The organism is Okeania hirsuta, assembly GCF_003838195.1.
Taxonomy (GTDB): domain Bacteria; phylum Cyanobacteriota; class Cyanobacteriia; order Cyanobacteriales; family Microcoleaceae; genus Okeania; species Okeania hirsuta.
This window is the reverse complement of the sequence record NZ_RCBY01000221.1, coordinates 1-11,615: the sequence shown is the minus strand read 5'-3', so window position 1 is coordinate 11,615 and position 11,615 is coordinate 1. Positions and strand designations below refer to the sequence as shown.

13 protein-coding genes are annotated in these 11,615 nt (G+C 36.4%); 7 read left to right on the top strand and 6 right to left on the bottom strand.

The genetic code is table 11. From position 1 onward, the window contains the following. Nucleotides 1-252 precede the first annotated feature (252 nt). The 6 genes from D5R40_RS41440 (at nt 253) to D5R40_RS25625 (ending at nt 5,938) form a co-directional block, all read left to right on the top strand. Nucleotides 253-384 (top strand): hypothetical protein, encoded by a 132-nt coding sequence (locus D5R40_RS41440; RefSeq protein WP_282433664.1) that lies wholly within the window; start codon nt 253-255, stop codon nt 382-384. A gap of 185 nt (nt 385-569) precedes the next feature. Next, nucleotides 570-2,396, top strand: a complete 1,827-nt coding sequence (gene sppA / locus D5R40_RS25645; RefSeq protein ID WP_124147783.1) for a signal peptide peptidase SppA — start codon at nt 570-572, stop codon at nt 2,394-2,396. A 334-nt stretch (nt 2,397-2,730) separates the two neighbouring features. After that, nucleotides 2,731-3,201, top strand: coding sequence for a GNAT family N-acetyltransferase (locus D5R40_RS25640; RefSeq protein WP_192901225.1), 471 nt, complete (start codon nt 2,731-2,733; stop codon nt 3,199-3,201). 219 nt (nt 3,202-3,420) lie between these two features. After that, a complete protein-coding gene (locus D5R40_RS25635) occupies nt 3,421-3,663 on the top strand; it encodes a TIGR02450 family Trp-rich protein (protein WP_124147781.1) in 243 nt (80 codons plus the stop codon). 401 nt (nt 3,664-4,064) lie between these two features. Next, nucleotides 4,065-4,679 carry a hypothetical protein gene (locus D5R40_RS25630; RefSeq protein ID WP_124147780.1) on the top strand — a complete coding sequence of 205 codons (615 nt, stop codon included), beginning with the start codon at nt 4,065-4,067 and terminating at the stop codon, nt 4,677-4,679. 218 nt (nt 4,680-4,897) lie between these two features. Further along, nucleotides 4,898-5,938, top strand: a complete 1,041-nt coding sequence (locus D5R40_RS25625; RefSeq protein WP_124147779.1) for a PIN domain-containing protein — start codon at nt 4,898-4,900, stop codon at nt 5,936-5,938. 430 nt (nt 5,939-6,368) lie between these two features. Here D5R40_RS25625 and D5R40_RS25620 read toward each other — a convergent pair whose 3' ends face one another. From D5R40_RS25620 to D5R40_RS25605, 4 genes are all read right to left on the bottom strand, one after another. After that, nucleotides 6,369-7,172, bottom strand: coding sequence for an SDR family oxidoreductase (locus D5R40_RS25620; RefSeq protein WP_124147778.1), 804 nt, complete (start codon nt 7,170-7,172; stop codon nt 6,369-6,371). Between the two features lie 47 nt (nt 7,173-7,219). Further along, nucleotides 7,220-7,516 carry a putative quinol monooxygenase gene (locus tag D5R40_RS25615; RefSeq protein WP_124147777.1) on the bottom strand — a complete coding sequence of 99 codons (297 nt, stop codon included), beginning with the start codon at nt 7,514-7,516 and terminating at the stop codon, nt 7,220-7,222. A gap of 56 nt (nt 7,517-7,572) precedes the next feature. Continuing rightward, nucleotides 7,573-8,283: a glutathione S-transferase family protein gene (locus D5R40_RS25610; protein ID WP_124147776.1), complete on the bottom strand. Its 711-nt coding sequence runs from the start codon at nt 8,281-8,283 to the stop codon at nt 7,573-7,575. A gap of 313 nt (nt 8,284-8,596) precedes the next feature. After that, nucleotides 8,597-9,217 carry an NAD(P)H-dependent oxidoreductase gene (locus tag D5R40_RS25605; protein WP_124147775.1) on the bottom strand — a complete coding sequence of 207 codons (621 nt, stop codon included), beginning with the start codon at nt 9,215-9,217 and terminating at the stop codon, nt 8,597-8,599. A 102-nt stretch (nt 9,218-9,319) separates the two neighbouring features. On the opposite strand from D5R40_RS25605, the gene D5R40_RS25600 reads away from it, so the two are divergent. Next, nucleotides 9,320-9,682 carry a winged helix-turn-helix transcriptional regulator gene (locus D5R40_RS25600; RefSeq protein WP_124147774.1) on the top strand — a complete coding sequence of 121 codons (363 nt, stop codon included), beginning with the start codon at nt 9,320-9,322 and terminating at the stop codon, nt 9,680-9,682. A 146-nt stretch (nt 9,683-9,828) separates the two neighbouring features. Here the strand turns inward: D5R40_RS25600 and D5R40_RS25595 are convergent, their stop codons facing one another. Continuing rightward, on the bottom strand, nt 9,829-10,314 hold the full coding sequence (locus D5R40_RS25595; protein ID WP_124147773.1) for a tetratricopeptide repeat protein: 486 nt from the start codon (nt 10,312-10,314) through the stop codon (nt 9,829-9,831). Nucleotides 10,315-10,681: 367 nt separating this feature from the next. Next, nucleotides 10,682-11,615, bottom strand: a 934-nt coding sequence (locus D5R40_RS25590; RefSeq protein WP_153183508.1) for a protein kinase domain-containing protein, incomplete at its 5' end; no start/stop codon positions are given.

Sequence of the window (11,615 nt, the reverse complement as noted above, 5' to 3'; positions counted from 1 at the left end):
TCTACATATAGCGAGGGCGCCATTCGGAGCTTTGCGTTAGCAAATACCATTTGCTTCGCATAACTATCGTTAACGCCCCTACAAATGGTGCTTTAAAAGTCAATTTGCGTAAGTCCTGATAATTCTATCCACACTTCAATCTCCCCATCTCCCCATCTCCCCATCTCCCCCAACTATATAATAAGTATTCAACCGGATTTGATTTCACAGGAAGACCGAGGACTGAGTCAGTAGGTAGAAAGGAATTTTCCAATGACTTTAGAGTCAGAAATAGGTATAATTTCCACTATTGTTTTGGGTGAAAATTTACCACTAATTGAATTTCATACATTAAATCAGCAACGCCTGAACCTAAAACCTACCACCCAGATGAAAACGCTATAATAACCAACAGGACTTACGCATGAGGTACGAAAAACTAGGATTTGAGATTGCTTTCTGTTCCGGACTGCTCCGCAAACCCTGTCGGTCGCTTCGGACGAAAATTAAGTTGTACTGCGTAAGTCCTAATTTATTTGACTAAAACCTACCACCTACCACCAAAAACCCAAAACCAACCACCTGAAAACATGAAAGACTTCTTCAAATATACTTTTGCCAGCCTGATTGGCAGTTTACTAGGAATTGCTCTAATTGTCGGCTTAGGATTTGGCGGACTAATATTTCTTGTTGGTTCCATCGCGAGTAAGGCCAAAGACATCGGCCCACAAGTTAAAGATAAATCGGTCTTAGTTTTCGACCTCGCTACGAATATTACAGACACCAGACCCATCTCCACTACCGGGGAAGCACTTCAAGAAGCTCTCTCTGGGGACCAACCTGCAACTATTACTCTCCGAAAAGCAATTAATGCTCTTGATACTGCTGCCCAAGATGAAAAAATCATCGGTCTTTACATTAAAGGTAGCAGTACACCAGGAAGAACAGGACTGGCAAATCTACAAGAAATACGTCAGGCACTTCAACGGTTCCGGGAAACAGGTAAAAAAATCATTGCCTACGATGTAGACTGGACAGAGCGAGAATATTATTTAGGTTCGGTAGCAGATGAAATTGTGATTAACCCTCTCGGTGCTATAGAATTCAATGGCTTAAGTTCACAGACTATGTTCTTAAGTGGGGCGTTTGATAAATTTGGTATTGGAGTCCAAGTAACGAGGGTGGGTAAATATAAGTCTGCGGTTGAACCTTTTATCCGAGAAACAATGAGTCCAGAAAACAGAGAGCAAAATCTCCAATTGTTACGGGATATTTGGGGTAAATACCTGCAAACAATAGCCCCCAGTCGGGGGTTAACAATACAGCAGTTACAGGCGATCGCTAATGAGCAGGGAATTTTGATGGCGGATGCTGCGGAAGATAGTAAATTAGTAGACCGAGTTGACTACTATGATGAAGTGCTAAGTGAACTCAAAGTGCTAACTGGCAAAGAAGAGGATGACAAAACTTTTACACAAATTAGTCTCAACAACTATACCAGAGTACCAAAAGTTGCAGAAGTTGCCAGTGGAGATGTTAAAAGCAAAAACAAAATTGCTGTAGTTTACGCTGAGGGAGAAATAGTTAATGGTACGGGTACTCCTAGGCAAATAGGAGGCGATCGCCTAGCAAAAGAATTGCGACGACTGCGATTTGATGACAAAGTTAAAGCTGTAGTTTTGCGAGTGAATAGTCCTGGTGGAAGTGCTTCAGCATCGGAAGTTATTGGTCGAGAAGTCAAACTGACAAGGGAGCAAAAACCTATAATTGTATCTATGGGTAATATAGCTGCTTCTGGTGGATATTGGATTTCCATGAATGCAGACAAAATATTCGCTGAACCTACTACTATTACAGGTTCAATTGGAGTTTTTGGTGTTTTGTTCAATATTCAAGATCTAGGCAATGAAAATGGCATTACTTGGGATACAGTGAAAATTGGTCAATTTGCCGATCTGAATAATAATTCTCGTCCTAAAACGGAGGAGGAGTTAGCGTTAATTCAAAATATGGTGGATTCAATTTATGAGCGTTTTATTACAAATGTAGCAACTGCTCGTAATTTACCAAAGGAGAAAGTAGCTGAAATTGCTCAAGGTAGAGTTTGGTCTGGTGTTAATGCTCAAGAATTAGGTTTGGTAGATGAGATTACTGGAATAGAGGGTGCGATTAAGTTTGCGGCAGAAAAAGCGGAATTGGGGGATAGTTGGAAAGTTGAAGAATATCCTAAGTCTCGTAGTTTGGAGCAAAGAATTTTCCGCAGTCTTTCTGGTGCGGAAGCTGAAATATCTACTTCTCCGGTAGACCCACTGACGGCAGAATTTCAAAAGTTGCAGCAGGAGTTAGCTAGTTTGAGAGCTATGAATGACCCTTATGGAATTTATACTCGTTTGCCTTTTAATCTTAGAATTGATTGAAGAGGGAACAGGGAACAGGGAACAGGGAACAGGGAACCCACCCCTCGCCCCTCCCCCTCCCAGGAGGGGAGTAATTGATAATTTATGGATAATAATTGATTTTCTTTTTGATTTTTGGAGATGTCTATTTGGTAAGTAGCACAATTTTTATATTGCTTTTAAGTTTTAATTTTTAATTTTTTATTTATAAAGGAGATACTTTAAACCTTAATTATTCGGTAACTATGGCAAGTGATAACTGAAATAACTATCCCCATCCAATTTTTCCAACAAGGTTAGTCCTAAATCTTTTTTTCCTTCTTCCTTCTTCCTTCTTCCTTCTTTTTGAATTTCAATGCTAGAAAATCTTAATATCAGAACAGCAAATCTATCAGAAAATTATATAATTGCCGAGCATTTTTATAAAATGTGGCAAGATATGGGCGTACCTACTGATTCTATTGAATCTAACTGGTTAGAAATTACAAAAGAGCATATTGATAATGCTAGAAAAGAACTATCTTATGAAAGTTTTATTGCTGAAGTAAATAATACAATAGTTGGTTCAATTAGCTGTCAAATATTTGCTGGTTTGTATCCAAATATTCTCAAGCCGGAATATCGAAAATATGGTTATATTTGGGGTGTTTATGTTGAAGCAAATTATCGCCGTCAAGGAATTGCTAAAAAATTGACTGGAGAAGCGATCGCTTATCTTAAATCTATTAATTGTACTAAAGCTATTCTTCATGCTTCGTCTCAAGGTAAACCTCTATATTCTCATCTTGGCTTTGATCAAAATAATGAAATGCGCTTAGACTTATAGCAGTTGAAGGAAAGGTTAGGAGAAATTAAAAGCTTACAGCAATTTTTATTTCAGTAGACCACAGTAGAGGCGAATGGCCATTTCCCCTTAAACGATTTTTGTTATGATGATGTGGTTCATCAATCTGAAAAGCGCTGTCAAACTAAGAAATTTAAGATTTTTCCTTCTTCCTTCTTCCTTCTTCCTTCTTCCTTCTTCCTTCTTCCTTCTTCAATAAAAATGTCAAAAAAACAAAAGTTTCCTTATCTTGTTGGTTCAAAATGGACAGCCAATCAAAAAACCTGGGGATGGCGACATTTCCAAGTAGTAAATCGTAAAAATCAAGGTCAATGGGTATTTGCTGAAATGGTAGCTTCCTGTGACTCTAGTGTGAGATTTTGGTTAAATGCTAAACAACTAAAAGACCGTTCTCTTTGGAAACCTGGATGGCAATCAACACAAGAATTAGAAGCTATTGAATAGTCATTTCAGTTATCCGTTATCAGTTATCAGTTATTAGTTATTAGTTATTAATACCTCTGCAATAAGGAGGCTTTAAATCTTGAAAATTATCTTTTTTTATCCTATTAAAAAGCTCTGCTTTATCAACATATTTATTAACATAAAACGTAGACATTATATACAAGTTATGTTCAAGTCTTTAAAAGGTTTTTGTCAGATAAAAAGTGTATTAAAAAGTACATTTTTTTTGATAAATTAAGTAGTTTTTCCTATCTACTATGATTCTTTCTCCTTTATCCCCTGCTCCCCTGCTCCCCTTCCCCTCCTGGGAGGGGTTAGGGGTGGGTCCCACAAGGTCTTCAGGAGTTCCTTATAAGTGATCGTTAAAAGAGGAGGCACATACCCACAATTTTTCGGTAAAAATGAATTACGCACATCTTAAAAAAGCAATTCAATTGTTAACAAATGCTACCCAAAAATTAGAATATATTGTCAGTGAAAAATCGACAAATCAAGCTAATTATCAAACAGTTGAATTTGCTCAAGAAACTATCAAAAAAGCTATGGCAGAAATCTCTGCTGCCATTAATCCTCCGATAATAAATCATATTCCAGATGAATTTTTAGCTAAAGCAAAAAGTTTAGGTATTCCCTTAGATGATATTGAGGTTATAGTCGCTATTTATGAACATCATCCTAGTCAGTTATTAGGTGTATTAGTAGAAATTGAAAATAGAGCTGAAAATATAAAACGTAGGCGAGAATATTTTCTCCTACGATTACCAGAAATGCCAATAGAAAAATTAGGTTCTCGGCTACCAGTTATCAAAGCTAGCGATCTGAATTGGCCGGAAGAAGCGATTTCTCAAGAATATCGAGAGGCAATTAAAGCTAAATACAAAATTGATCGACTGATGAAAAAACGACCTTATTCTAGAGCTACAATTTTTGAAAAAATTAAACAGGCAGAGGCAATTTTTGCCGAGTCTCAAGTACGGGAAAATGAGTCTGATTTTGATGAAGAAATTCCGTTTTAATTTTTATATGCTCCCATAAAAAAGGTAATTTCAATGAATTTAAACAGTTAAAATACTTCATTAAAAGAGTTAACTAAAAGTTCTTAATCATTACAGACTATTAGACAATTGCTAAAAATTGACATTGATAATAAGCTCTGGGGAGAATATCTTCAAAAGCATCAAGCATAGTCATATAAATCAGTACAAATAACAAGTTAATTACACATTTTATAAGAATGGAAGAGAATTCAAAAAAACTCTGTGTGGTAATTGATACTAATACATGGATACAAGATTCTAATATTTTACTAAAAACGCCTTTAGGAGGAGCATTACTTTATTGTCTCAAACAAAATAATGGCTATCTTGGATTACCAGAAGTTATAGAAAATGAAGTCTTAAAACATACAATTAAAGATGGATGTAAAGCTGTTGAACAAATTAACTCTAATTTAAAAAAAATTGAAATTATCATGGGAAAACGCTCTAATTACCAAGTACCAGACGAAAGTAAAATTAAAGATGCTATAGAAAGCAGAATGAAAGAAATTGAGCCGTGGATTAAAAGAGTACCGTTTACTTTTGAACAGGCTAAGTCAGCACTTCAGCGGGTAGATGAAAGAACACCACCTAATGGAAAAAATCAACAATTTAAAGATTCTGCTATTTGGGAAGCAATTCTTTCTCTACTAAAAGAAAATTACGAAGTTCATTTTGTAACTCAAGATAAAGGTTTTTTTGAGAATAGAAATGAAAACTATAGTCGTCTTGCTAAGAATCTCTATGAAGAGTGCAAAACTTTAGGTCAAGAAGTGTTTATATATAAAGATTTAAAATCATGTTTAGATCGGCTTAAATCTAATGTACCAGAATTGGATAAAACAAATATTATTCTGGGAATAGATAAAGAAAGAATTCCTCGCTTGGATCGAGAGATAGGTTTTGAAATAGTAGAATTATCTCAAGATTTATCTTCATTTTCAGCATTTATTACAGAGGCTACAAAGAAACTAGCTATAGAGTTTGAGCTAAAGTATCATTTATCAGATTTTAAAAGTACAAAAGAAAACGAAAGACAGAATTATATATTGACAGTTGAAGGAGAATGTATGTATGACTATACTGATAAAAATTTTAGCGAGATTCGTATTAGAAGAGAAACAGTGAATTGGTCAGAAGTTGATGGTACACCAGGTAGAAGGAGTAATGTTTATGTTGATTGCTTGATAGGTGGAATAAATGAGGAAGTTAAATATAAAATTAGGGAACCACTTTAAGCAATAAATTATACCATTTTGAAAAAAGAATGTTACGAATAGTTTGGTCAACAAAAATGGTTAAAGTCAGATATATATTTAGCAGAATAGAATTATTTCAGGGTCAAAAATGATAATAACAGCTCTTTCTACTGACTACTGACTATTGACTACTAGAAACAGTTCCAGGATTTGTAGCAAACATTTATCAAATTGGTATTAAACTGAGAATAAAGGTTGAAAACACAAATTTTTCGACGATAAAAGTTAACTAAAGTAGTAATATCATGTCCGGATAATTAGTGATAAAAAAACTTTCTCCTTTTCCTCCTCTTTATTCTTTCTTCCCTCCTGACTCCTGACTTCCCCTCCTGGGAGGGGGAGGGGCGAGGGGTGGGTTGACTCCTGAGGACTCTATCATTTATTTATAACTGTTTAACCAGACATGATATTAAACCTTAATATCCCACAAGCTTTCCTGATACTTCTTAACATCCTCAATAAAACGCGGAGGATAAACATTGCGAAATTTATGATGGTCTTGAGGAATAGTCTCGATCATGAAGTCAATCATTCCTTGAGGGTCGAGTTGCAAATCTTCCCCCGCAAATAGTTGCTGTGTATCGCGAACTGGCTTCTCTGAGGTGAAGTTTCGTTCGGGGTCGTACCACTGGTCGAGGGTGTCGTACATACGATCATTAAAGCCAGTACGAAATGGACCGGGGTTAATAGTTGCAATCTGTACTCCAGTACCTTCCATTTCCTCACGCATCAACTGCACAATTGCTTCGAGGGCGTGTTTGGATGCGCAATAGGGTGCGAGAAATGGGAAGGTGGAAAACCCTGCAATCGAAGAAGTAAAGATAATTTTTCCCTTGCCTTTTTTGACAAAATGACGAGCGAAGGGCTGAATAAATTCTAGCGTGCAGAATACATTCACCTCAAATACGCGACGTACTCGATCGACAGGAATTTCAGCGATTGGACCCGTTTCACCAGTAGCTGCGTTGGGAGCTAAAATGTCGATATCGTCGGCATATTTCTCAAACACAAATTCGCGTTCCTCTTTATTCAGCAGATCCATCTTAGCGACTTCAATTTCCACACCTTCTTGTTCTGCTGCTGCTTTGAGTTCAGTGACTTGAGGCCAGTTTTCACAGGTAGCAATTACCTTATGACCTTTTTTTGCCAACCCCAGCACCGTACCTTTACCGAATCCCGAACCTGCACCCGTCATTAAAATTGTCTTACTCATGAGAAATCTCCTTTCTTGGAAAAAATACTTTGATTTATGAAACAAACTTAGATGATTTGATGACCTTTATAGACGATCGGTTCGCCATCCAAAATGTCCTTGAATTTTTCAACCGCTGAAGTAAGATGGGGTGTTTCCCAATGTGCAGATTCAACATCCGTATCTTGCCACTCTTCAAAAGATAGTATGGTGTTAGGATCTTCTTGGTTACGATAAAACCCATATTGCAACGCCCCTGTTTCCTGGCGACTCTGTCTTGCTAGCTCTTCTAGAACCGCAACTAGCTCGTCAAACTTTCCCTGTTGAGCCTTCAATACGGCAACAGTGTATAGTTTTTCGCTCATTATCTTTACTCTTTGTCTCTAATTTTCTATTGGTTACTAGGATTGGAGTTGGTGCATCAGTTATCCTTAAATCTAGCTGCATTGGCAGCTTGGGCAGTATCAACATCACCCCGACCAAAAAACTCAGGTACGGGTTTGGGTTTTTCTAAAGCTCTTTGGGTCGCAGGTCGTTCGTCAATACGGTCAAACCAAGCTTGAAGATTGTTCAGTCCGTCTACAGAAACCTTTGCCCAGTAGTAGGATCTCGCCCAAGGATAAGTAGCGATATCGGCGATCGTAAATTCATCTCCCACCAAGAAGGTTTTACCTTCAAGTTGTTTATCCAATACTTCCAGTAACCTGCGCGACTCTTTTACATATCGCTCTATAGCAAACTCATCTCGATGTCCCTGTGGTTCGGCAATCCTTTGAAAATACATCGCCTGTCCCATCATTGGTCCGATGCCACCCATTTGAAACATTAACCATTGAAGTGTTTGAGAGCGAGCTTTTTCATTTTGAGGGAGAAACTTTTGATATTTTTCCGCCAAATACCAGAGAATTGCACCCGACTCAAAAACAGCAAAATCGTCATTACTCCGGTCTACGATCGTTGGAATACGTCCGTTTGGGTTGAGCTTCATGTACCAATCTGACTTTTGTTCCTTTTTAGAAAAGTCAATATAGGTCATGTCATACTCAACTTCAGCTTCTTCAAGAAAAATTACTGGCTTCCATCCGTTCATAGTAGAAGCTGTATAAAGATGAATATCTGGTTGTTTGGTCACGATCTTTTCTCAGTTTTAAATTAATAGTGCCGCTACGCGGAAGTTAAAATTCAAAAGTCAAAAGTATTGATTTGTAATTGTTTTAGGATTTTGGGCGTTGGTGAAAAGAGGTATGATATATTGTCCGGATAAGAGCGCAAACAAAAAACTTTCTCCTTCTATTCCTTATTTCTTCTTCTTTCTTTCCTCCTGACTCCTGACTCCTAAGTAATTAAGATTAATATCATAGCTTAACTTACCAACGCCGGATTTTGTAACTGGTCAGTTATTTCCGCCATCCTGCAATAGTGTTTTTTCGAGGATAAATCGAGCATTAACCAGGATTACTGACTATAGATGCTACTTGTTGAGTGTCTGCGTTTATAAAAGGATTGAAATCGAGAAAAACTTTAGTTAAATGAAGAATATACCGCTCTTGATCGGACTCAAATTGAGGATTTTTAATAATGTTGTGGCAAGAAAAATGAGGTAACTCCTCTAAACCACAATATTCCTGAGATTTACGCATTGGTAGCAATACTTCTTCTGCCGATCGCCCTTCAAAAAAGCTATTCGGATTCTTATTATTGAAGACTTCGATGGGTGCATTCCAGGTAGTAGAGAGCATAAACTTTTTACCTTTCATCAGTCCACCCGATCCATATTCACCACCACTAAACGCAAAAAACTCACCATAAGCATAAACATCATCTAGGTATCGTTTTAAGGTTGATGGCATCATGAACCAGTAAACTGGATATTGAAAGATTACTGCATCAGCTTGTTTGAACTTGGCGATTTCTTCTGGAACATCGTAGCCTTCTTCAACAATAGTAGTCAAAATGTTATAACGAGCTTTTAAAGTTTCTACTGCTATCTCAAAAAGACTTTGATTATAGTTACCTTTAGCAAATTCGTTAGTTTCTTTACCTAAAATTAAGAGCAGAGTTTTCATTAGTTTGCCTTGATTTATTTGGTATTTCTCACTGCCATAATTGAAAGATACAAAATTAAGTTACTATAGTCAACTAGTATACTTTTAGTAACCAGGTGGGAAATGAGTTATAAGATTGAAATTGAAACCGACAATCTAGGTCGCAAGCAGGCAATTGAACCTTGTATTACACCCTGTCCAATTGAACGCGGAATGAGGCTTATAGGTGGAAAATGGAAAGGATCTATTCTTTGGCATCTCAAGGATAAACCCGTACGTTTTGGGGATTTAGCTCGTCAACTCGGCGGAGCAAGCAAAAAGATGGTAACTCAAAGGCTAAGAGAGATGGAGAATGATGGTTTGGTTAAGCGTGAGGTAATTAGTACAAGACCTTTTGCTGTAACCTACGAAATCACTGATTTTGGGAAAACAACACTTTCTTTTTTAGAAGAGTTGAAACAATGGGCAGAGAAGCAAAATATCTAATTTTTCTTAACCTAAAATAACTATTTATGGGTATATTCTCTATTCTTAGAGGTGTAAGGAGTTAATTTTTCATACTCGACATTTCTCTGCCCAACTATCATTTATGGGCAAGTTGGTTAAAAATGCCTCGTATTTGTAGTGACCAGCTATACTTGAAATGCTTGTTTAATACTGTTAGCTAAATTTAACTTATTTTGTTGTTCATAAAGCTCCATAGCTTGACCATAAGCTGATTCCATTGCTTGTAAGTTTTGAATCTCTCCATGAGAATTTTTAATATTTAACAACACCCACCCTAAATTATGATAAGCTTCTGCATAATTTGGATTTATTTTAATTGCTTTTTCTAGGAAGGATTTAGCGAGTAACCATTGTTGTTGACGACCAAGGAAAGTGCCTAAACGAAATAGAGCAATTTCATTTTGATGATTCTGACTGAAATTTTTATATATTTGAATGGCAGCTTGATAGTTTCCCTGATGTTCATAAGCAATGCTTAAATTTAAAAATATCCAAGATTTAATATCAGATAAATTGGTAGCTTTTTCTAGAGAAATAATAGCCTCTTGCCATTGATTTTTGCAGCCTAGTTTCCAACCTTTGCATCCCCAAGCAAAACTACTGTTAGGCAATTTAGTAATAAATTATTCAATACATTATTCAATACATTTATCTATATCTGGAGTAGTTTTACCTAGTAATTCTTGGTCTATAGCAAACATCAAAGAAGGGTATAACCAAGAAAGTAATTTTTGCCCATCGCTGTAAGTATTCAGCTATTAGCTGTCAGCTCTCAGCTCTTATGAGGAGGTTCAAATTAATATAGACTTTACAGCCGACTTTGGTAGTAAGTATAAATTCTGCCTCAATTATTAAAGCTTTTATCTAAAACTAAAAGCAATAGCTGATAGCTGATAGCTGACTGCTGAATGCTTACCCATCGCTACTATTATATTTTTGGGAATTTTTTATTGCAGGACGAATAGTACCGATGACTTTTTACCAGTGTTTTTGATTAGCTAAAATCCAGCTTTTTAATCCTAATGCAAAAGCAGAATTACTATCTATTTTCAAGGAGCGATCGCATACTATTAATGCTTCTTTCCATCTAGATAATTTTGCTAAACTCCAAGCATAGTTAGCCTGTATCCAAGATTCTTCCGGAGATAAATTTACAGCTTTTTTTAACTGTTGAAGTGCCTGCACCCAATTTTCTTGACGACAACTAATTAGCCCTAAAACTCCATAGCCTCTACCATCATTTGGATTAATTTTAATAGCTTGATTAGCAGCAAAAATAGCTTGGCGATCGTCAATATAAACTAACAGCATTGCCAGTTCTACAGCAGCAATACCATTATCGGGTTCTTTTAACAAACATTGTTGATAAGTTGTGACTGCTTCTGTCAAATTTCCTTGTTTTAAAATCTGTCTAGCTTGACTTAATTGTTGAGAAATAAACTTACCTTTAAGTGCATTAATTAATTCCTCAGCACTTTGAAAACGTTCCTCTATATTCATCTTCATTCCTTTTAAGATAATTTGTTCTGTTTGAGGACGAATTGATGGTTCTATTTGCCGTGGATAAATCAAAGTTTCTGAACTTAATCGAGCAGATGATGTTACTGGTACTTTACCTGTTAAAGCATGATAAATTGAAGCACAAACAGCATATAAATCTGCACTAGGATTGGGTTTTCCGAAGTTAGTATATTGTTCTATTGGTGCATATCCAGGCGTCAACATAGAGGTCATTTTATGAGTGAAACCTGCCAAAAATTCTCTAGCGGAACCAAAATCAATTAGGATAGCTTTATCTAGGAAATTAATAATAATATTATCCGGTTTAATATCGCGATGCAGAAAATTATTGGCATGAACCAATTGTAAAGCTTCGGCAATTTGAATAAAATATTTTTTGACGATATTTTCT

What these genes read in the sequence shown, in the direction of transcription:
- D5R40_RS41440 (WP_282433664.1), top strand. Translation starts at nt 253, where the DNA reads ATGACTTTAGAGTCAGAAATAGGTATAATTTCCACTATTGTTTTGGGT.
- sppA (WP_124147783.1), top strand. Translation starts at nt 570, where the DNA reads ATGAAAGACTTCTTCAAATATACTTTTGCCAGCCTGATTGGCAGTTTA.
- D5R40_RS25640 (WP_192901225.1), top strand. Translation starts at nt 2,731, where the DNA reads ATGCTAGAAAATCTTAATATCAGAACAGCAAATCTATCAGAAAATTAT.
- D5R40_RS25635 (WP_124147781.1), top strand. Translation starts at nt 3,421, where the DNA reads ATGTCAAAAAAACAAAAGTTTCCTTATCTTGTTGGTTCAAAATGGACA.
- D5R40_RS25630 (WP_124147780.1), top strand. Translation starts at nt 4,065, where the DNA reads ATGAATTACGCACATCTTAAAAAAGCAATTCAATTGTTAACAAATGCT.
- D5R40_RS25625 (WP_124147779.1), top strand. Translation starts at nt 4,898, where the DNA reads ATGGAAGAGAATTCAAAAAAACTCTGTGTGGTAATTGATACTAATACA.
- D5R40_RS25620 (WP_124147778.1), bottom strand. Translation starts at nt 7,172, where the DNA reads ATGAGTAAGACAATTTTAATGACGGGTGCAGGTTCGGGATTCGGTAAA.
- D5R40_RS25615 (WP_124147777.1), bottom strand. Translation starts at nt 7,516, where the DNA reads ATGAGCGAAAAACTATACACTGTTGCCGTATTGAAGGCTCAACAGGGA.
- D5R40_RS25605 (WP_124147775.1), bottom strand. Translation starts at nt 9,217, where the DNA reads ATGAAAACTCTGCTCTTAATTTTAGGTAAAGAAACTAACGAATTTGCT.
- D5R40_RS25600 (WP_124147774.1), top strand. Translation starts at nt 9,320, where the DNA reads ATGAGTTATAAGATTGAAATTGAAACCGACAATCTAGGTCGCAAGCAG.